The following is a 21,248-nucleotide window of genomic DNA, read 5'->3' as shown; positions in this document are numbered from 1 at the left end:
AAGATATGAAACAGTATAACGTATACCGAAACATCCGTGTCCGCGCCTTGATCTTTGGTTTGCCCGTGGCTTTTTTTGCTCTCCAGATGATGGCCGTTGTGGGCTCCCTCATAGCGGTCATCTTCTCCTTTAGTTTAATCCTCCTCATTGTGATGGGAATTTGCAATATGGTACTCTATGGCGTACTCCTCAAATTGGTCCAAGAACCAAGACTGCTACAAATAGGGGTTTCATTTCCCCAGCTTATCTCCAACAAAAAAATAACCTCCTATGAATACTACGATGAACTTTCATAAGAACTATCCCATAGTGGATGTCGAGCAGAACAGGATATTGGCCAACAACGGGAACATCGCCTACGCCTATCGGGTGGAACTGCCCGAGATCTACTCCCTGTCGGAGTCGGATTTCGAGGAGCTGCACGGCCATTGGTTCCAAGCCTTGAAATCCCTCCCCATTGGTACGTTGGTACACAAACAGGATATCTATCGAAAAACATCCTATGATGCCGGCCGATTGCCCAGTGACACCTATTTGGCCAAAGCCACAAGAGGCCATTTTATGGGCAGGGAACATCTTTCCCATGAGTCCCTGATCTTTTTTATCTGGCCCAAGAACAGGGCCATCAATAGCTCCGCGCTGATCAATCCTTTTGCCAAGGTATCCAAAAAGTTACCGGAAAAGCTAGGCGAAGGGGCGGAGGAGTTCGGCAAATCGGTCAGGGATACCGTTGGATTTCTCAATAATTCCCCAAAACTAAAACTGTTGCCGTTCAACCAGGCCGCTATGGTCCAATATACCGATGCCTATTTCAATGGATTCAATGAAGGATTCGATACGGACATGGTATTGGGCAAGGACGGGATTCAGGTCGGGGACCATTGGTTCGGTGCTATGGCCGTGAACAATGAAGCTTGTTTTGAGGATACCGTACAGACCAGCCGGCCCAACGAACAATATACCGCTGATGGGTTCTTGTTCCACCAAGGTTTTATCGATGGGTTCGGGCTTACCTTTCCCGGGAATCATATCGTCAACCAGATCATCCATTTGGATGATCGGCACAAATGGCGCAAATTGCTTGAAAAGCGATTGGAGGAACTCTCCAAGAGCAGCAATTTCGGTTCCCGGAACAAACTGCTGTTCGATAGGGTATCGGATACCCTTAACAAGCTTAACCAAGATGATTCATCATTGATCATCAGGGGCCAATTGAACGTGCTTTGTTGGGCAATGAGTGAAAAGAATTTGGATCGATCCTTATCAGAGCTCACCGCAAGGTTCAAGGAACTGGACATTAAACCGTACTGTCCCGTGGGCAGGTCGCGCATCCATTATGTGCTCAACAGCTATCCCTTGTTTTCCAGTAATTTTGGCGATACCGACCTTTATGTCACCGACCTAAAACATGCACTCTGCCTATGGATCAATTCCACGAATTATCGTTCGGATAAAAAGGGAATCATTTTCAATGACCGTCTGGAAAACATACCAGTGGTCAAGGATGTATGGGACGAGAGAAAACATCGTATCAAGGCCCGGAACTTTGCCATATTCGCTCCAACGGGAGAGGGCAAGTCCTTTTTGGCCAACAACATCCTACGGCAGTATTTTGAGCAGGACGTACGCCTAGTGATCATCGACCTAGGGGGTAGTTACGCCAAGTTTGCTCAATTATATCCGGAAGAACACATCATCCTGAAATACGAACCCGGTAAAAACCTTGGTATCAACCCCTTCTATAAAACCCCAGGCGACGGTGTCGCCGCAGAGTGGTTAGAGGACCTGACCAACTTCTTGATAGAACTATATGCTACAGACGATACTATAGGCAAGGCACACCAGGTCGCCCTGAAGAAAATCCTTCGTTCCTATTATGAAACAATCAAGGAAGGGCACTCGCTCGAAGGACTGTATGCCTTCATCCAAGAACACCAAAATACGTTATTGGAAACCTTGGGTATTGACCCCGGCTATTTCAACCTGACCAATTTTTTGCACATCCTCTCCGAGTATGTGGGCGATGGTATTTACAGTTTTCTTTTTAAGGTCGGGGAGGACCAATCCCATCGGTTGGAGGACAAGCGACTGATCATATTCGAGCTGGACGAGGTCAGGGACAACCGTGAGGTCCTGTCCGTGATGCTCAAACTCATCAAGTCTGCCATCCAACGGACCATATGGAAAAACCGAAGCGAGCGGGGCATCATCCTCTTCGATGAATTTGCCAAACAGCTCAAGTTTCCCAATGTTCTGGAGAGCGTGGAGTTTTACTATCAGGCCATCAGAAAGCAGAACGGGGCCATTGGCATTGTATTGCAGTCCATCAACCAATTGCCAGAGAACCATACCTCTGCCACCATTTTGGAAAACACCCAGGTCATCTATAGCCTGCGGAACGAAAAGGGGTATGATGCGCTAGGTCAACGCCTCAATTTAAGCGCCCATGACTTGAACCAGCTCCGGTCCATCAAGAACGATTTGAAGGGCGAACGCAAGTACACGGAAATCTTTATCAAGATAGGGTCCGAAAGCAATATCTACCGTTTGGAAGTGCCCCCAGAGGCCTATGCCGCCTACCTCACCGACGGTACCGAAAATCAGGCCATTATGGCGCTTTATGAAAAGGCCCATAATATGGAGCTGGCCATCCAAGCATTCATCCATCAGAAAACACTACAACATGAAAACAACTAGAAACCAATCCTTCCGGAATAGGTACAGCTCGTTGGTATTAGCGCTCGCCTTTATCTTATTTCTGCCTGCCGGCGCTGCCTGCCAGGGGATGCCGGTGTATGACAATACTAACTTTATTTCCTTGGCCAAACAGCTGGTCGAATCCGCAAAGCAGACAGCGGAATTATTAAAGATGGTAGAGCAGCTCAATGCGGTGCGGGAAAAGATAGAAAAGGTAAACAATGCGGTGAGGCAGTACCAAGCGGTCCGGGACATCACCCGCAACAATGAAAAACTCTTAGAAATGGTCCGGGACGATTTGAGGGAAGTGTTGAACTCCCCTTATATCCATGGCGATGAAGTGGAGGTCATATCCAATGCCTTTAACGGTATCATGGAACATTCCCTGGACCAATTAGATTTTATGGGGCAGGTGCTCAGCAATGACTTTTTGAACATGACAGATGCGGAACGGCTGGACATATTGGAGGCCCAACGGGAGGAATCCCAAAGAATGTTGGCCGATATCAAGCATCGGAAGAAGCGGTACGATATGGTTATTTCCTTTCGGAAGATGCAGGCCTTGATCAAGGATAGGAAGCCCAACTATTAAACTAGAGCGACATGGGACTTGAATATGTGGATGCGGTCTTTCAGACCATCAAGGGCAGCAGTTTTGCCACCTATACCATTGGAGGGATGAAGGCCTTGGCGGTACTCTTCTTTTTGGTCAATATCATCAAAAAGTATTACGAGGGCGGAGCAATGCGCACAGGACTTACTTGGGGACTGACGCCGAGCGATCTGATTCGGAATTTTGCGGTGGTATTGGTGGTATTGTTCTCAACAGAAGTGTTGGGAGCATTTGACAGCATCCTGGTGGCCATTGAGACCCAGTACCGGGATACGGCACCTGAACTATTGCCACTTGCCCTTCAGGAAGTGGAAGTCGAGGAGGAGACCGGTCTCTTGGATGCGGCCACCAAGGCCATGGGCCTATTGTACGAATGGCTGGCCACACCCTTGATAGGTTTAAGGACCCTGGCTTGGGCCGGGAGTTTGGTCCTTTGGGTACTGGACCTGTTCATCTACCCGCTCTTTTTGGCCGAACGCTATTTTATCCTTGGGGTAATGCAGGCTTTTTTCCCCTTGGTCATTAGTATGGCGGTCTTTGAGAAGTTCAGGGAAATAGGCTATCGCTTCTTCCGCTTGTATGCAGCGGTATATATGATCGTCCCGGCCTTCTTTTTGGTCAATGTCTTTGTCAATGCCCTCTATCAAGAAATCACGGATAATTTTTGGCCCAATCTCTTTGGAACGGACTTTGGCAGCGAGCTGTTCGCCCCCTTGATCGAGCTTGCGGGGATAGGGTTTATCGTACTGCTGAAGTTCAAGCTCTATAAGCGGGCGACGACTTTTACGTTTCGGCTTTTTGCAGGGGGGGCTTAAACCATATTCACTTTGAAAACAAACCGTTATGAAAAAAGTATATAAAAACATCACTGATGTCCTTCGTTTGAACCGTTTTATTGTTCTGGCGGTGGTCGTTCTCTGTCTATTAACAAGCGGCCTTTCGATGGGAATGCTGTACCACTATCAGGAGAAATTATTGAACGCTGCCTTTGCCATAGGTGCCGATGGCACGATAGTGCCATTGGAACTGGTAGGCCAAGAAAAGAAACGGGAGGTGGAGGCTTTGGCCCATATTGATCTGTTCCACCGGCTTTTTTATGGTATTGATGATAGCAATTACCACGACCATTTGGATAAGGCCTTGTGGCTAGGGGATGCTTCGGTGGATGCCATTTACCGTCAAAAAAAATCGGATGGGGTCTACAACCGACTGTTACAGTTTTCGTTGCGGCAACAGGTTGTACAGGTGGACATTGAACTGGACTTGGACAAGGAGCCTTATCGTTTTAGGGCGAGGACCATATTTGAGGTCCATCGGGGAGCGGTCATGGACCGCTACCAATTGGTTACCTCAGGCGAACTCATTGTAGTGGAACGTAATTTTCCAAACAATCCGCATGGATTGTTGATTACCGACTTTTTTGAAGATTCCCTCCGTCAACTTGAACCAGAAAACAATTAATGTCATGATGAAACTGGATAGAAACAAATTGTTGTTTATAGGTCTGCTTGTTAGCATTTGTGGGTTTATTATGCTCTATGCATTGCAGCTGGAGGAACCTTCAAAAGATGACGAGATAAGACAAACAAAGGTGCCGGAACTGGTAGAGGAACCAGAAGAGTTCAGCTCAAAGCTAGAGGCCGTTGACGCCATCAAGGACGAACGCGAACGGACAAAGCCCAGTCTGTACGGGGAAGAGTATATCGATTCCACCGGGGCATATGACCCGGAATTACAGGAGAAACAGCGCCAGCGTATCGTGGACAGTATCTACAGGGAGGGACGTATTGATTATGGGGCGGGTACTTACCGTAAGCCTAAATCAAGGACCCAACCAATAGTGGATATCCAAACGGAAAACTCCGACCCAAAGCCAGAACCAAAACCCATCGACTTTTCCAAGGCCCATACCGCTTTTTTTGGCTCCAGACCAATACAAAAAGATAGTGTTCATCCTCCCGTTGCTATTAGGGCCATAGTTAACGGTGAGCAACGGGTACGGGCCAAAAACCGTCTGGAACTGCGGCTTAATGAGGACATGGATATCAATGGCAGATATTTTACACGAAACACCCTGCTCTATGGATTTGTTTCGTTTGGGGCTAATCGGGTCTTTCTGTCCATTGACCATATTGGCCAGCATCCTGTCCGTTTAAAGGCCTACGATACCATGGACGGGGGAGAGGGCATCTATGTGGAGAACAGTTATCGCGAAGAAGCAACACGAGAGGTGCTGGACGATGCCGTTCAGGATATCAGCCTTCCTGGTATGCCTCAATTGGGAGGCATCAAACAGGTATTCCGACGCTCCAATCGTACCGTGCGCGTGACAGTTCATGATGGTTATCAACTCATACTCAAATCAGAAAATCAAACCCTATGAAATTAGTTCAATATCTACCGGTACTTTTTTTGTCCACTGCTGCGGCTAATGCCCAAGCGGACACTTTATATGTGAATGACACCCATGTGTTGTCCCTGATATTCCCAAAGCCAATAAAGAGGGCGGTTACCGGGCATGCCAATTATACACTGGGATATAATCAAGAAACCCTGGAAAGGGTAGGGCTTTTGCAAGGGAATCCAGGTGATGACAGCAATCTGCTAGTGGTGACAGAAGATGGTCTGGCGTATTCCTATTATCTGGTCTATCGTAAACAGCTAGAGCAGAGCCATAAGTTCCTAACTATAAATAAGGCTATTGGCAATGTCCTGCCAGAAAAGTGTAAGGATGACATGTCCCAAAAGAAAAGAAGAAGATTCCAAACAGTTACACTAGCGGACAGTCTTCAGTATCGCAATGCCAGCCGCTATTTTATGGAACGAAATACCACCGTGTTCAAGGCCAAACGTAAAGATGGCATGGTTCTTCGACTTCGTGATGTGGCCTATTTTGGCAGGGAAACCTATATCGTCCTTGAGATAGAAAATAAGTCCGATATCGATTTTGAGGTGGATTTTGTCCAGCTGTTTAAGGTGCATGGGAATCCAAGAAAGAAATCCTCCTATCAGAAACTTTCCCTGGAACCACTTTACGGTTATAAAAAGCCTTCCATCGTCAAGGTAGGCCATGTGGAGCGTTTTGTATATGTGGTACCCAAGTTTACTTTGATTGGTAGGGAGCGTCTAATGATAGAGCTACAGGAAAAAAGTGGCAGTCGCAAACTGCTGCTAAAGGGTAAAAGGTACCATGGGCGTGCTAAGGGCTCTAATATTAAATGGCAAAGCAAGGGACCAAATAGGATATTTGAACCGAAGGTTTTTACTCGCCATTAAACCCTTGGATATGGGTTTTCCAAAGCACTTTTTGGGGGTTGTGATTCGATTTTTTACATTATTAAACTCCCGTACTGCTTAAGTTAGCGCCTTATGTGATAGGGTTGTTTCCGATAAAATAGGTCTACAACCCTAGGAGGGGCCAGGTTGAAAAAGGTATGGCCTTTTCACTGAGACTTTTTCAAGTAGAAAACTCTGTTTAATTTAGCGCTACTTTCTCCCCATCGGCCAATACCTTGCACTGATTCAAAAGCCCATGGTACTTTAGATATTCGGTAAGCATGGCCCTATTCTCCCTGCATGGACTTACCGCCTCCATATGGGTTATCCAAATGGATGCCTTAGAAGCATGTTCACAAAGAGCCTTGATATCTTTTCCGGTCATGGTAACGGGGTCTCCTATGGCGAAGGTAGCCGCACCCCCTGCCACAATGATGTACTGGGGGCGGTGTTCGGTTATAGCTTTCTTAACCTCAGGGCACCATATGGTATCCCCTGCGATATAGAGTTTAAGATTATGGTGTTCAAGTATGATTCCATTCACTTGGCCCATATGTTTCCCTATGTCACCAGTACCATGCTGTCCGTTGGTCAGGTGGAGTTGGATATCATCCAGGACCATTTGATCATTGAGCGTAATAATCTTTTGAAAGCCATAAGAAGCTATGGTTTTTGCCAAAGGTTCAGGGCATATGATTGTGGTTGTCTTCTCGATTAAACGAATGGCTGCCTCATCCCAGTGGTCCGGATGCAGATGCGAAACAAAGACGGCATCAATGCATTTCAGTTTTTTTCTAAGTTTCTCTTCAGAGAAGGGCAAGGGGACCAATGGATTTTCACGTTGATCATTGGTAAAGGGAAAAGGACCGACCGCTCCTTTTTCTCCCAGCATAGGGTCGATCAGTATGTTGGTTTTTCCGACTGCAATCTGGATGGTGGCATTGCGCCATAACTGTATGTGCATAGGATAGGGTTTAAACATTTTATTCATTAAAGTCCGCCTCAGCTCCATTAGTATCTAAGGGACGTCATCTTTATTTTGGTAAACCTAGCTGAGTCTTTATAAATGAGCAAGAAGGTTACTTTTAGGTAACTTTGTTTTATGGATAAACCAGCGATGGACTACAAGGATTTTGAGAATTGTGGATTAAAGAAGGCATTGACCATGCTTTCGGGAAAATGGAAACCCATGATCTTGCATTATTTGTTCCACTATGGGGAATTCAGGTTCAACGACCTCTGGCGATCGATGCCTAGAGTTTCTAAAATAGTACTTGCAGACCATTTACGGCAAATGGAGTCCAAGGGCATCATCAAGAGACGTGAAACAAACGGCTTTCCACCCGAGGTGAATTATGCCCTCACGGAAAAGGGTAAGTCTTTGGGGCCTATCCTCGCCGCGTTGGAGAAGTTCGGGAATAACTGACCTTTTTTGCTTAGGATTGTTATTTGGTTTTGGTCTGTTCTATGATTACCCGATCACCTTTAGATGTGGGCTCTGAGATTACAATAAATTCCAAATTTGTGCTGCCCTCGTTTCGAATTTGGTGGATAACTTGGCTTCCGATATGTATCCCTTCCCGTTCGCCAATATGCAGAGTTGTATTGTCCAACTCAAAAACTGCACTACCCCTTAGAATATAAAAGAATTGCTGAGCTTTGTTATGGTAATGCTTCACCTCAGAAGTATTGGGAGGCATGGACTCTTCTATGATACTCAATCGGTCATTTTTCAATAGATGCCAACCATGGCAATTTCCTCCCCAAATGTAGTGTTCCGAGTTTGCACGTTTTTTTTTCATGGTCATTCCTATATCAAGGTTGGTTTCGATGATTGGTTACGGCCAATTTTATCATTTGATTTAATAAAACATACTGCACTTTACCGATTCCTCAAAATATTGTTTGATCATTATTCCAAATGGTTTAGAAATAAAATTCAGGCCACTCAAACATAAGGAATTAAAAATTGTGATGATTTAACGAAGGGATGTCTATGTTAAAATTGTATATTACTATAAATTTATTGTTATGTCAGTCAGGTATTTAGCTATTCTTCTGATGCTTTTTTTCTGTTTAGGATGCAGTGATGATGATGTGGTGACCAATGTAACGCTAATAGGTTCTTGGGAGTTGGTTTCGTACTTCAATGAAAGTACGGGAGAAAATATAAATACCCCTAACAGGGGAGATGTTATCCGAATCACGTTTAAGGAAGATGAATTTGATGGTTCAACGGCACGGAACACTTTTTTCGGGGAGTATGCTTCGGGTACAGGTAGTTTGACATTTCTTTCGCTGAATGGAACCGAAGTAGCCGAAAGTGAGTGGGGGATGCGTTTTTATCAGACCATCGCTTCGACCTATGACTCGAGTCGGGAAGCATTTATAATGAATTATGCAATAGATGGGAATATATTAAACATAGGATATGAAACATCAAAAGTCATGAAGTTCAAGGCTATAAGATTGAGCAGGTAGTTTACAGAAGTTTTTCAGCACCAACACATAAGGTTAATTTCACCTTCCTTTACTATTTTTAGGGGCTCTAATCAACAAAAAGACATCTTCTTTTTTAGGTATCATAAAAATGAGATTCACGAGTAAGATGTTCATCTTCAAACCGTTTTACTGGTCAAGTATATAAGGTTATTTTTGATTGGTATGTCTTATTCTATCCGCAATGGCTTCAATACCTTCACGTTCACCAGTTTCTATATATCTTGCTGCGATGGTATTACAAGAACTACACCAGCCCTTTAGAATGACATCGTTTAAGTCGTTGATATAGCTTTTGTAATTAACCAGACGTTTGTCTTTTGACCCACAGTTACAAAAAATGCTGTTTACGCATAGTTCAATCGCTTTTTTGTACGAGGACCCGAGCATCAATTGCAATTGGAGTGGACCTATTTCGACTTCATCTGCATGAATTATGTGCTCAGTTCGCTTTTTTACCATCTCTGAATATATTTTGGGGTGTTTCTAACATCGCCACCACAAACGAGTCGCAATTTAAATGGACCGATTGTTCCATGTACATGATTTTTAAATTGTAATTTCTGCTATAAATTCCAAGGTGAAAACTTCCTCTATTTGAAGTTCTTTGTTATTCTGCAATATCCCTGTTGGAATATAATAAAAAAGATCGCAGGGGATATTTTTTCGTTGAGCAGAAATATCCAAGGTAACAACATCAGTTTCGTTCAGTTTAATGATATATTGAAAAGTAGACTCATTCGGGATATACAGCTTGATTGTATTGTCGAACTTCCTGATATCGGAATCTTGAACTGCAAATTCATTGGGCGGATTGTATCTGTAGCCCAATCCTTTTAGGAGTATTATTTCGTTCGGGTCAATGGTTCCGTTCCCAATTAGATTATCTCCATTTTGATCGATCAGTCTGACATACAACGAAGGGAAGCCAGGATCAAAAAGCGCGCAGTCTATACCGCCATCATTTTCGGAGCAATTAGACAACATAAAAGCCATTATAATCAAAGGCACAATTTTTTTCATTGATCATTTGGATTGGGTTCGTGCTCGATTCAATGAATCAAAACTAATTCAAGTAAAAATAGGCTAACTAAGGCAATCCATACAAATTACTTGGCACACAGCTATTTAAAAAAAAGACTTCGCTTCGCTTACTATACGGTCAAAAAACCTAGTTGCATGAGCCCATTGTATAGTCCTTGATGCCATTACACTCGGCTGTTGATGGGTTTTCGTAAGTAACACCATTGCACCCACAAACGGGGTTGATTTCAAAAGTTACTGCACAATTTTCTTTTTTCTCTTCACGGCACTCATCCTTGCTGCAGCTTAAAATGGATAGGCATATCCATAAAAGAACCAGCAAGTATAGTATTATTTTCCAGTGATATGTTTTCAATATGTTTTCGTCTATTATCACATTAGTTTTTTTTGCCCACTTGTTTAAAGTTATCAATTATCCTTCATCGAAATGACTGTAATCCTTTCTTTTCGACCAGATAATAGATGGTAATGTTTTTGTGTATTACAGCGCGTCGTAAGGATTTAAGTTTATGTGATTTTGGATAAAGCGTTGGGAAATGAAACACGGTTTTCTCAAATTGCTTTAAAAGTTTCTCAAACCAGACTGGGTCATCCTTTTTGCCGAACTTGCGATTAAGGTGTGTTTTGATTTCCAATGCGTTGGAAACGGACTTTTTTGTCCAGGTGACTTCACAAATATTACCCATTGGCAATCTCCTTCCAAAACTCTTTTGAGTTCATTGTCTGTCCTTGTTCAAGGTCTCTTATGCCAGAGAGAATGTTTACCCGATCACTTTCTGTAATTTCATCCCACCAGTCACCAGACTTTCCTTCACTGGAAAGTTTTATAGAATGTAATAGCGCAATAATTGAATCATCGTTGAGGGATTCTATCCAAATTACCAGTTCTTTTTTTGTGGATTTTGAAGCTGACCTATTCATCAAAGAGTCATATTTAAAATGAAATTACAAAAATCGAAATAGTTAGGATACGGAAACCTATTTTGGATATTATTTCAAGTTTTCTTTTAGAATTTTCCATAATTCATCATGGGTGTCTGGAGAGATATGAGCAGAGCTATGGGGGACTGAGCCAAAGGTGTATTTATCAAAAAGGGTTCCCAATCGAACAAAAGACCTTCTTTCTGATCCTAGAGGCAGATATGCAATTTTTCTGTAGTCTTTAAGTTCGTCGTTATTTAGGTGTCTAGGTCTTCCCAACATAATCAAGTATGGAGGGTTTATATACTGAACATATTCCCTAAACAGGGCTATTGAGTCCCTCCAATCTTGGTAACTTAAAAATTTCTCGTTTGTGGTTCTAAAAAAGCATTGATTACTGTAATTGACTTCATCAAAAGAGTATCCAAAATATTTGATCAAATAGGTGTTCACATGGGATTTAAACTTCCACGTATTTTGATCAATATTTTCTGGATATGTTTTCTGTGCCTTGTGCCCTTCATAATTCGGGTCATTGCTAACGCCCCAATTCAATCCAAAAATGATTGGTTTATGCCTCAAAATAGGCCCGTTACAGATGGAATAAAACCATTTTTTATCTTTATTTTTCCTGTAGATTTCGCTTTGATAAAATATCGTTTCCGTCTTTTCTTGTAGATTTTTGAAAAATTCTTGTTCGGTCATTGTTTATTTTGAACTTTAGTATTGTTTATTGGCCAAAACATGCTTAATGTAATTTGAAATTTTGTTCATTCCCTCACCTTCAGCAGTATCGACGTTTGAGAGTATTATGGCGGTAATCTCATCTTTCTCGAAATGCATCAGCTCACAGTGAACACCATACCAACCACCGGTGTGGCCAACAATGGTTTGTTCCCATCTTTTATCCACTGAAATACCAAACCCATAATTGGTGTAATATCCCTTTACCAGTGGTGACATCATTTTCTTGGTCAATTCCTCAGAAATCAATTGATAGTCTTTTAGGGCATTAAAAAAACTCAAAAGGTCCTCGGCTGTTGAATAGTAAAAACCAGCAGGATTGGCATACCCAAAATAGGAATCGTTCTTGCTCAAATGGGAGGATTCTCCAAAATAACTGGTATATCCACTTGCCTTGTTTTCGACCATTGAATCTATTGGTATGGCAATTGTTCTTTCCATCCCTGCTCTCTCATAGACATGACTTTCCATGTATCCATGGTAGCTTTCACCACTCAGCTTTTCAATCAACAGCCCAAGAACAACGTACCCCGCAGCACTGTATGAATATTTAGATCCGGGGGTAAACAAAAGCGGTTTGGATGCAAATAATGGCAAATAGTCCTTAGTATCCTTTAGGTTTAATTTCCCCATATCTTTAAAATCATCCACTAAAAAATTGTTCAGCCCTGATGTATGGGTCAACAGTTGATAGGTTGTAACCGAATCTCTAACTCTATGATTAGGATAATCTGGTAAATACTCACCTACTGGAGTATCTAAATCCAATAGACCTTTATCGACCAATTGAAGGGCCGCCACGGCTGTCATTGTTTTTGTTATTGAGGCAATATTGAATAATGTATTGACAGTATTTTTTTCTTCATACTCTATACTTGAATACCCATAAGCCTTTTTAAATAGAACGTTATCCCCCTTTGCAAGTAAGACCACGCCAGAAAACTCAGGATAGGATAACTCTCTAAGATAATCGATGATATCAGCAAGTTTTTCCTCTTCATTCTGCGCAAAAAACATGTTGATTGAAAGAAATAGTGATATAATGGTCAGGATAAGACGCCTCGAATCATCATTTTTTACACTTATGCCATATTCAATCATACTTCCAATATACGCAGTATTAAACAATTGAGTTAAAACAAGAATTAAGAAATCAGTTATTATGAATTTTGGCAATCTGTGTGGTGATTTTGGGCAGTCGTGTTTTCCAATAAGTTATTTGCCCTTCAATCAATTAGCTTTATTTCTTTAACTGCTCCAATCGGTTGATGGCATTCTGATTTTGTGGATTCAACTCCAAAGACCTTTCAAAGCTTTCAATTGCCTTTTTGTCATTTCCCATAAATAGATAGCCCTCAGCCAAACTATCATAAAGATTGGCGGAATTGGGATAGAGTTTTGTCCCCAAAAGAAAAACCTTTATGCCTTGATCGGATGTTTTTGGATTGAAAACAAGTTGTAGGCCGAGCGTGTTCAAATTGCCTTCGGGAATTTTGAATGAAGTATGTTTTTTTAGGATAGAGTCGTGGAGTTGAACCAAGTTTTTGTAATTCTTTTTTAAGGCCAGCTCATGGAAATCCTGAAAGGTGTACGCCTCTTTTTCTGGCCGCTTGATTTGTAGCGTTATCAAGCCATCCGCAGCTCCATTGTACTGCGGATCGTTATCGATGTACTGTAAGGCATTCTTATCCCCTTTTAAAGTAGCTTCCAAGAATTGCAGTGTGTACCTAGCGACCCATTTGTAAGATTTCATTATTTCTGGATCTCTTTTATCCTGCCTCTTGTCCCTCTCGGCAAAAAGAACGCCCAGCGTACTAAAATGGGTATGGCTCAGGTTGTGGAACTTTAACCGATACACTTTGCTTTTTGTTATGCTATCGTACAATTTGAATTCGGTGTTCAGCGCAGCGTCAATCTTGTCTTCTTTCAGGACAATTTCAGGAATGTCCTTTTGAGCCATGTGCATATAGGGGACATCCATTTTAAAGGCATCGAAAAACGGTGACTGGGTAAGTAGTCCATACTGGTATCTTTCAGTACCGTCCAAACTGACAACGGCCTTTACCTTGTCATTACGTGTCTGCACCAGGATATTGGACAGGCCGCCAAAGCTAAAACCCATAATAGCAATATCATCATCCGCAACAGGATACTTACTTATCTCCTTGATCAAATACTCCACATCTCTGGCTTGGGTCTCCATTTCTTTAGCATTGTTATTACTGAACCAACGGGTTTCAGTTCCCCTGCTTGGACTGGATATCACCACAAAACCATGGCTTGCCAAGTATTCGCAAAGCGCAAAGTTTTCAATGGAGGAAGCTTGGAAACTGGGTGCATAAATGATTACCGGAAATTTTCCCTTTGCAGATCTCGCACCACCGTATGCTGTCGTGGTTTCCAAAAGGTGTTTTTGGTTGGCGGGGGTATTGGCATAATAGAACCAATTAAGTATTTGATCATTGGGCAGGTGTTCCCACTCCTCTTCTTCTTTTAGAACTTCAAAGTAATCTAAAACTGTCAGTGGCTCTCTGTTAACCATTTCCTGTTCAGAAGGATACCATATGCTTACGGGAATTGGTCTTGAGAACTTTTTGTTGGTATAGTCAAAGATTCTGCTATAAGTTCGTGTGCTGTCAGTGGCTGTATAGTGTCGAAATCCAACCTTGTATGCTCCATTTTCAAGGTTAATTTCCTTGAGCGAAGTTTGTGCGGCAATTAGGTTACCTGAGAAAAATATTAAAATCTGAAGAATTGTCAATCTCATGATGTTCAATTTGTGCTAACCGCCTATGATTGGTATGCTTTTAACGTTTTTCTTTAGTTTGCACTTAATTGCGTAAATAAGGGTTATACTTATCTGTTCTTTTGGTTGCCTCAGGTCCTCTTAATCTACTAAATATTTAATGAATCCATTTCCTAGGGCCGTACAATGGTAATAGGCAAGGTCACCCGTATCACTTACCCTGCCCTCGGAAGGGTTATACACCAAGTCCATGCTGAGTGGTTGTCCGGGATTTCCGGACAACCATTTTTTCATCCAGTTCACCTTCTTTAAAAATGTTTCTTATTTGCTCCGAAATTGTACGTTTGTTTTTTTTAAATAGTTAACCCATTTGCGCCTGTGTCAACCAAACGGTATCTTGCTCAAATTGAACGTTTATTTGAGTGGAACCATCATTAGCTTGGTAAATCTCTATTTGCTTATCCGTATTCATATAGTTAAGAACTGATATCTTCGGTTTGAAATTATTTTTGTTTATACACTTTCAGTCGCAAGTTATCGTTTTATTGAACTTTAAAATTTTTTAATATGTGCTTTCAATATTCTCTTTAATTCATTGATGGATTTTTCTTTCTCGGAATTAAAGCCAAAATAAACCAATGCAATTCCAAAAGCGAGCATTATTAGCGGGATTATTGCCACGGCAGGATTTGCCTCATGTGATATTATTGCATAAATAGAACCTAACAAAGCCAACGAAACCCCACCTAGCCAAACAACCATAAAGGCTATCACGAAGCCATGCAGTTGAAACTTGGCCCTAACTATTGTTCCGCTCATACTTTCACTCACGGTTCCTTTAATTTGTGGAAGAAATGAATTTTTATAGTTGATGGCCCTTTGTATCTCAAATTGTCCATTTGCAAAATATCCTTCAAATGGCTTTTCAATCTTTGTTTTTGAAAATCTGAGTTCTATTCCTCTTTTTGATCCGATATTATTCATTAGGATACTTTCAACTTCTTCCTTTGAAAATGAAGTTAATAGTTCAATGTCTACGGAAGGGATTAATTTCATAACATATTCAATTGCCTGGTGGTTATCCTTTAATTGAACTTTAACGGTATCCACTTCAAGTAGTAGCGTGGTATAACACTTAACTATAAAAGTTCACAGCTAACTAAAAGTCTGCAAGGATTTTGAGAAGTAGGCGAGGACAAGCAATTACTTATAGTTATACTTGTTGGCAACAGTTATTTTTTCATTAAGGCTAGTTTTACACCCAGAGCGACAAAAATTCCGCCGGTAATTTTGTCCAACCACATTTTTATTTTATAATTTTTTCTAATTCTGTCAGACAATTTAGAGGCAAATAAAGCTAAAATCAAGCACCAAATTGTTCCGGTTAGTAAGAAAGTTATTCCTAGTATCAAAAACGGAAGTGAACTTTGCACATAATTTGGGTCAATAAATTGTGGTAAAAACGCAAGAAAAAACAATGCTACTTTCGGATTCAAAATATTTGTCATAATACCCGAGAAGTATATTTTTGTGTAATTCACAGTTTCATTTTGTTCATTCAATTCAAATTTTCCGTCTGCTTTATTAAAGATTGTTTTAAGGCCTAAAAAAATTAAGTAGCCAGCACCCAAATACTTAACAATTTCAAAAGCCATTGCAGATTTGGCAAGTATAATTGATAATCCTAATGTTGCAAAAATGATATGAAAGATTGCTCCTGTGGATATGCCTAAAGCTGATAGAATCCCTGCTTTTTTTCCTTGACCAATACTGCGCCCGAGGATATACAAAGTGTCAGCTCCTGGTGTCAAATTCAAAATCAACCCAGCTATCAAAAAAGCCTCAAAGTTTATAATTCCGAACATAGTTTTCTTGGTTTGTTTTATTTTTTTTAACTTTTTAAATTAACATGAAATACAAATATATACAACCAAAAATGGAATAAAATCGAAGTGTTTGATCATCCTATATTTGAACTTTAATATAATTTATATGCTCATATACTATTTTGGCTAATTTCTGTAAACTACTCCATATTTATTATTTGTACGAATCCAATCATCTGTGGTAAACCCTAGGTTCTGACCAATACTTTTTGTTCCGATGGCTCGAAAATAATCTTCAAATCCAGAAGGGGAATAGCCAAATAGAATTATAGCCTCTTCATTACTTTTATTCTCAAATCCATGCCAAGAATTACGTGGAACATAAATTAGGTCTCCTGGCTCTGCATCCTGTATTTCACTTCCTATTGTAACTTCCAACCTGCCTTTTTGGATGAAGATAAATTCTTCTTCATTTAGATGTTTATGGACCGGTATTCCATCTCCAAAAGTTATTTTTTCTGTAAGCAATGATATTTCGGGCGAATGTTCTGAAGTTTTTGAAATCTTTATATTAACCTCCGCCTTACGCTCATTACCTATGAACCAAATTTCCCCTTCACTTGCTTTAAGTATTGAACCTTCCATGTTTATTACATCCTTCATTGTAGCTAGTATATCATTATTCCCAACGAACAACAAACCAGTAAAAAGCCCTATTTTTCTAATAAAATTCCTTCTTACATTGTCTTCAATCATTTTTTGAATGTTTAAGTGATAGGGAATCGTTTTTTTGTTCTTTCCTTTAAAGGTAAGAATTCTGGTTTATCAATGGTTTGAAAACAGGAAGCTAACAAATGCGAAGCCTCATGGGTTGATTTTTATTACTACCGGTAACTGAACAAATGTGTTCCAAAGATTACATGTTAGCCACCCATTTCATTTTTCATATATTCAGTCAATACAAGATTTGTTTTACTTCCATCAATATTGGTGTAATTCAATTTAACGAAACCATATTTTGGATGGAAATAGGCGACAAGTTCCGTTGTGCCAATTTCGCTTGCCCCTGTTGATTCAATTACAAGACATTCCAAGTCTCCAAGTGGAGTTTTAATTACTATCTTATCGGTTATTTTGTAGTTATATGTGTTATCAATATTACCATCCCAGGTTTTCCATCGCTGGTCACCCCATTTACTTCCTATCTTTAAATTCCAAGTCCATTCCGTTCCTACCGCATAGGGGGCTTTTATGTATGGAAACGGATTTAACTCCAGGATTTTAAAATAGTGATCGCGGGGTGGGTGAACCCAGACATTGGCTTCATTCTCGATAACCCCTGACATTGAGAATGGCTCATTTTCCAAAAGAATGTACGCAATTGTGGTCTGATTATAATCTGGTACATATTGTGCCATGGGGTTGCCGGACATAACCTGGATAACCACAGATTTGATGGTTTTGGAATCGGCTTTATCTACCGTGACAAAATCCCAACTTTTTTGATCCGAATTGACTTTAAAATATAGTTTCTCTCCAGCTGCTGTGAGATGCTCAAAGGAATAATTAAATGAGGTTCCTGGCTTAAAAACACTATTATTTGCATTGTATTTGTTTTCATCCACGATGATTGAATCAAATTTTTCGACCAGGATTCCATCGTTATCCGGTACTAATTCATAGTCATTTTTGGAATTATTCACAATCGACTGACTACACACCGCTATTGGAAATAGGAGAATAAGTAAAATTCGGATTGATTTCATAAATGCAATTAATGGTGGCTAACATTGGAATATTGATCAAAAGATTTACATTCCTTTAATGTTTGGAACTAAGTTAAGATAAATTTCAAGTGCAATTAGCGGATACTTGGAATGAAATCGGTAAAATTGGTCAAACAACAACCAACTGTTCAAGTTTCCAGACCACAATAGTATCACCGTAGCTAAAATATTTTAAATGTTTGCTCAAACCCTTTCTTTCATCCTTAGCACTTGATACCTTGTCCCAAGGTACTGATGTATGCATTTCCGAAAACCATAACCTAAAAGTTTAAATAAATGGTAGAATGTAAACTATTTGTTTAGTACAGGGAAATGAACTTTAACAAAACAGTGGACTCGTTTTACTATAAAAGTTCAATAAAACGGTGGCTTAAGAAAACATAGATAGTTTCAAGATTATCGTAAGCTTACTTTTACAAGAAGTAAAGCTTATTGGGGTTTATTGCTATTGAAACAAACCCTTTACCTCCAAATGTATGCGTTGAAAATTGGCGGCAATTTCAGGGCTGTTTGAAGGATAAGTGGACTTGGGCAAATTCCGCTCGACCTTGGGCACCGGAAACCGTATCTTTCTGTCCTTCCCATCCGAAAAGGCGATGAATTCCCCTTGTCGCAATCGAAAGAACTCCTCGGACCGCACCTTGCCTACTTCCCGTTCAATGTTGGTGATCCGGGTGTCTGACGCCATAAAATCCGCTTTCTTGCTCACGCTTCGTATGGGCTTTTTGACCAGTTCAAAAAAACGTTCATAATAGTAGGCGGTATCCGGGTCATTAGCCTTCCCAAAAAACTGATAGGAGAGGTTGGAGAGGATGGCCCTACTGGCCTTATCGCCGTACATCATATCGTTCTGGGCCTTGTCCTGCATCACGTAGACTGTGGTGATATCGTAGCTACGAAGGGTGGCCGGGATCCGGTGCATGTTGAGCAGGCGAATGGTCGGGGCCTCTTCCATCAATACGAAGGACGAATGTTGCCCCCGAAGGCTCATCTGTTTGATAACGGTATGGAGAATGGTGGCAATGATGGGGGAGTAGGCCGTTTCAAATTTGGGATGGTTGACTATGGATAGGACAGCAGGGTTTTTGGGGTTATTGATATCCAGGTCCACTTCATCGGCGCAGAGGGCCATGAATATCCGTTGGGTCGATATTTTTTTTAGGGCATTGGCAAGTGTGGAAAGTACCCCGGCAGTCTGGCGTTCGGAGTCCCTGCCTGCGATAAAGGCATCGGCCATCGCCTTGGCCACCAAATCTTGGCTCAGCCATTGGATCAGATGTTCAGGCTCCAACAACTGGTATACAGCAATGAGGTGGGGGAGGCTGCAGTATTTGGGATGATGCGTGCGAAGCATCCAGATCAATCCGCCCAGCAGTCCCTCGACGGCATCGTTAAAAAACTTCGATGAACCTTGGGCCATGGCTTCCCGTTGTTCAAGCAGGTTTTCCAGTAGGACCCGGGAGACCTCGTTCACGCTTTCCTCGTCAGGCAGGTAACGGGGCGCAATGGGATTCACCCGTTTATGGATGGTATCAAAGGACACGATATGAAAAGGAATGCCTTGGTCTTTGAACAACGGATAGGCCAGCTCGGTAATCTCAAAATGTTTGTAATCGTGGATGACCCCACAGAAACCATGCTTCTGAAAATGCTGCAATAAGGCATAGACCACGGATTCGGTTTTCCCACTTCCCGCTGAACCTATAATGGAAATCCCCCGTCGAATGTTTTTGAGGGTCAGAGAACCACTACGGAGTGTTAGCCGAGCATGATATTTCGGGGATATGGTGGCTTCGTCTTCACGTATATAAAACATCAATCCGATAAGCATATTCAGGAAGAGGGAAGGGATCAAGGCATACAATAGTAAGGATACTATGATTCCCCAACCCAAGAAGTAAACAAACAGGCAACTATTCAACAGGAACAGCCCCAGTACTATCAAAACACCCCACCGTTGGACATACTGGAACAGCAGCATGCCCAATCCCAAAGGAAGGTACAGCAACCACCAATTATTGGTGAGAAAGACATTAACAATATCAAGGTACTCCAAGGACATAATGGCTAGATTTCAATGGAACTGGCCTTTCGGGCAAGGGCTGCGGCCTTTTGCAGGCGGGCGATGGTCTTTCGGGCCATGGCCACCTTACTGGTTGGAATGTTGGGCAGAGGTACTTTTGCTCCGGTCTTGGACAATAGTTTGAGGGCCATGGCCCTTTTGGAGGCCGGGAGTCTCATCAATTTGGAGAAATAGGCCTTTGGGTCCTTGTCGAGTGTCTTCCGGGCATTGTAGGATTCCACATAGTTGCGGTTGTATTTGAACATCCGGTCAAAGGTCTTTTCCGCCTTTTCAAAAAACTCATCCCTACGAAACCCCCGTTTGACGGTCTGCCCATGGAGTTTGGCCTCGGATTCCCGATAACTGCTCCCTGGGGACAGACTGTAGTTATTGGTGACATCCTTCCGGCTCATCACGATATGCACATGGGTTTGGGAACCCGGTTTTTGCATTCCCTCTTCGATGGGTTTACCATCCAATTTATGGGGCATCTGTTTGTAGAGGCGGTCAATATCCCGTTGGATGTGTTTCGGATTCCCTTGGAGCGCCCCACGGTTGACCTTGGCCAGGTCGTTCTGGAGTTTGGCGATCTGTGCGCGATAGGGGCGGTTTTCCCGAATCTCTCGGTCCCTTCCGGAATAGGCCCGTTCCTTTTCGATCTTGGCAAAATATTTTAGCTGTTCCACTTTGACCGGTTCTTTACGATAGAAGGAAGCCGCATAATCTTTCATGACTTCCCGGACATAAGCTTTTAGCTTTTCGGGGTCGTTTTGGATGGCGGCCAGTTCGCGCTGGCTGGGATTGATGGTCAGGGAGTAGAACTTGGGCTCGCTTTGTTTGAGGCGATCGGTATTGGCATCGATTTCCTGGACCACTGTTTTAGGGTCGATATGGTCTTGTTGCTGGTTAAAAAAGGGTTCCTGCTGTTCGGGAGAGAGTTCCTTGTTTTCCTTTTCCAGGTAGTCCACAAAATCTGCAGCACTTTGGGAAAAGGTCTCGCCGAGATGTTGTCGTGTAATAGTGATGTACATGG

The 21,248-nt window shown here is 41.9% G+C and carries 24 protein-coding genes; 9 read left to right on the top strand and 15 right to left on the bottom strand.

The features are described from left to right. The first annotated feature begins 5 nt into the window (after positions 1-5). Genes AB1A65_RS14365 through AB1A65_RS14335 form a run of 7 tightly spaced genes read left to right on the top strand, consistent with a single transcriptional unit; the run spans position 6 to position 6,586 of the window. Positions 6-296 (top strand): hypothetical protein, encoded by a 291-nt coding sequence (locus tag AB1A65_RS14365; RefSeq protein WP_366590483.1) that lies wholly within the window; start codon positions 6-8, stop codon positions 294-296. Further along, positions 271-2,697, top strand: coding sequence for a TraG family conjugative transposon ATPase (locus AB1A65_RS14360; protein ID WP_366590481.1), 2,427 nt, complete (start codon positions 271-273; stop codon positions 2,695-2,697). The genes AB1A65_RS14365 and AB1A65_RS14360 overlap by 26 nt, the downstream gene beginning before the upstream one ends. After that, entirely contained in the window at positions 2,684-3,289 is a 606-nt protein-coding gene (locus AB1A65_RS14355) for a conjugal transfer protein (protein ID WP_366590478.1), read from the top strand. Before AB1A65_RS14360 ends, AB1A65_RS14355 begins: the two co-directional genes overlap by 14 nt. Positions 3,290-3,300: 11 nt before the next feature. Then, positions 3,301-4,125, top strand: coding sequence for a hypothetical protein (locus AB1A65_RS14350; protein ID WP_366590475.1), 825 nt, complete (start codon positions 3,301-3,303; stop codon positions 4,123-4,125). A 28-nt stretch (positions 4,126-4,153) separates the two neighbouring features. Continuing rightward, positions 4,154-4,771 (top strand): conjugal transfer protein TraK, encoded by a 618-nt coding sequence (locus AB1A65_RS14345; RefSeq protein WP_366590472.1) that lies wholly within the window; start codon positions 4,154-4,156, stop codon positions 4,769-4,771. Positions 4,772-4,775: 4 nt separating this feature from the next. Beyond that, positions 4,776-5,693 carry a conjugative transposon protein TraM gene (gene traM, locus AB1A65_RS14340; protein WP_366590469.1) on the top strand — a complete coding sequence of 306 codons (918 nt, stop codon included), beginning with the start codon at positions 4,776-4,778 and terminating at the stop codon, positions 5,691-5,693. Next, positions 5,690-6,586: a DUF4138 domain-containing protein gene (locus AB1A65_RS14335; RefSeq protein WP_366590466.1), complete on the top strand. Its 897-nt coding sequence runs from the start codon at positions 5,690-5,692 to the stop codon at positions 6,584-6,586. Before traM ends, AB1A65_RS14335 begins: the two co-directional genes overlap by 4 nt. A gap of 199 nt (positions 6,587-6,785) precedes the next feature. Here the strand turns inward: AB1A65_RS14335 and AB1A65_RS14330 are convergent, their stop codons facing one another. Beyond that, positions 6,786-7,550, bottom strand: coding sequence for an MBL fold metallo-hydrolase (locus AB1A65_RS14330; protein WP_366590463.1), 765 nt, complete (start codon positions 7,548-7,550; stop codon positions 6,786-6,788). Between the two features lie 138 nt (positions 7,551-7,688). Here AB1A65_RS14330 and AB1A65_RS14325 point away from each other — a divergent pair, with 138 nt between their 5' ends. After that, positions 7,689-8,012, top strand: coding sequence for a helix-turn-helix domain-containing protein (locus AB1A65_RS14325; RefSeq protein ID WP_366590460.1), 324 nt, complete (start codon positions 7,689-7,691; stop codon positions 8,010-8,012). 19 nt (positions 8,013-8,031) lie between these two features. On the opposite strand, the gene AB1A65_RS14320 is transcribed toward AB1A65_RS14325, so the two are convergent. After that, on the bottom strand, positions 8,032-8,394 hold the full coding sequence (locus tag AB1A65_RS14320; RefSeq protein WP_366590458.1) for a cupin domain-containing protein: 363 nt from the start codon (positions 8,392-8,394) through the stop codon (positions 8,032-8,034). Between the two features lie 223 nt (positions 8,395-8,617). On the opposite strand from AB1A65_RS14320, the gene AB1A65_RS14315 reads away from it, so the two are divergent. Continuing rightward, positions 8,618-9,067 carry a hypothetical protein gene (locus AB1A65_RS14315; RefSeq protein ID WP_349351667.1) on the top strand — a complete coding sequence of 150 codons (450 nt, stop codon included), beginning with the start codon at positions 8,618-8,620 and terminating at the stop codon, positions 9,065-9,067. Between the two features lie 168 nt (positions 9,068-9,235). Here the strand turns inward: AB1A65_RS14315 and AB1A65_RS14310 are convergent, their stop codons facing one another. From AB1A65_RS14310 to mobB, 13 genes are all read right to left on the bottom strand, one after another. Then, a complete protein-coding gene (locus AB1A65_RS14310; protein ID WP_366590456.1) occupies positions 9,236-9,547 on the bottom strand; it encodes a hypothetical protein in 312 nt (103 codons plus the stop codon). A gap of 87 nt (positions 9,548-9,634) precedes the next feature. After that, on the bottom strand, positions 9,635-10,108 hold the full coding sequence (locus AB1A65_RS14305) for a hypothetical protein (protein ID WP_349351666.1): 474 nt from the start codon (positions 10,106-10,108) through the stop codon (positions 9,635-9,637). A gap of 699 nt (positions 10,109-10,807) precedes the next feature. Beyond that, positions 10,808-11,053 carry a hypothetical protein gene (locus tag AB1A65_RS14300; protein WP_366590453.1) on the bottom strand — a complete coding sequence of 82 codons (246 nt, stop codon included), beginning with the start codon at positions 11,051-11,053 and terminating at the stop codon, positions 10,808-10,810. Between the two features lie 66 nt (positions 11,054-11,119). Continuing rightward, positions 11,120-11,755, bottom strand: coding sequence for a hypothetical protein (locus tag AB1A65_RS14295; RefSeq protein ID WP_366590450.1), 636 nt, complete (start codon positions 11,753-11,755; stop codon positions 11,120-11,122). A gap of 15 nt (positions 11,756-11,770) precedes the next feature. Then, complete coding sequence (locus AB1A65_RS14290; protein ID WP_366590447.1) at positions 11,771-12,811, bottom strand: serine hydrolase domain-containing protein; 1,041 nt, start codon at positions 12,809-12,811, stop codon at positions 11,771-11,773. A 223-nt stretch (positions 12,812-13,034) separates the two neighbouring features. Then, positions 13,035-14,561, bottom strand: coding sequence for a dienelactone hydrolase family protein (locus AB1A65_RS14285; protein WP_366590444.1), 1,527 nt, complete (start codon positions 14,559-14,561; stop codon positions 13,035-13,037). A 120-nt stretch (positions 14,562-14,681) separates the two neighbouring features. Then, a complete protein-coding gene (locus tag AB1A65_RS14280) occupies positions 14,682-14,834 on the bottom strand; it encodes a hypothetical protein (RefSeq protein WP_349351662.1) in 153 nt (50 codons plus the stop codon). 258 nt (positions 14,835-15,092) lie between these two features. Then, a complete protein-coding gene (locus tag AB1A65_RS14275; RefSeq protein WP_366590442.1) occupies positions 15,093-15,596 on the bottom strand; it encodes a hypothetical protein in 504 nt (167 codons plus the stop codon). Positions 15,597-15,772: 176 nt separating this feature from the next. Next, a complete protein-coding gene (locus AB1A65_RS14270; protein ID WP_366590439.1) occupies positions 15,773-16,405 on the bottom strand; it encodes a LysE family translocator in 633 nt (210 codons plus the stop codon). A gap of 147 nt (positions 16,406-16,552) precedes the next feature. Further along, positions 16,553-17,122 (bottom strand): cupin domain-containing protein, encoded by a 570-nt coding sequence (locus AB1A65_RS14265; RefSeq protein WP_366590437.1) that lies wholly within the window; start codon positions 17,120-17,122, stop codon positions 16,553-16,555. A gap of 167 nt (positions 17,123-17,289) precedes the next feature. Continuing rightward, positions 17,290-18,132, bottom strand: a complete 843-nt coding sequence (locus AB1A65_RS14260) for a hypothetical protein (RefSeq protein WP_366590435.1) — start codon at positions 18,130-18,132, stop codon at positions 17,290-17,292. 466 nt (positions 18,133-18,598) lie between these two features. Beyond that, positions 18,599-20,215, bottom strand: a complete 1,617-nt coding sequence (locus AB1A65_RS14255; protein WP_366590432.1) for a type IV secretion system DNA-binding domain-containing protein — start codon at positions 20,213-20,215, stop codon at positions 18,599-18,601. Between the two features lie 5 nt (positions 20,216-20,220). Continuing rightward, positions 20,221-21,246, bottom strand: a complete 1,026-nt coding sequence (gene mobB, locus AB1A65_RS14250) for a MobB family relaxase (protein ID WP_366590430.1) — start codon at positions 21,244-21,246, stop codon at positions 20,221-20,223. Between the last annotated feature and the right edge of the window lie 2 nt (positions 21,247-21,248).

It is taken from the genome of Allomuricauda sp. ANG21 (assembly GCF_040705235.1).
Classification (GTDB): Bacteria; Bacteroidota; Bacteroidia; order Flavobacteriales; family Flavobacteriaceae; genus Flagellimonas; species Flagellimonas marina.
The sequence above is the reverse complement of the archived record's forward strand: the minus strand, read 5'-3'. Positions and strand labels throughout refer to the sequence as shown.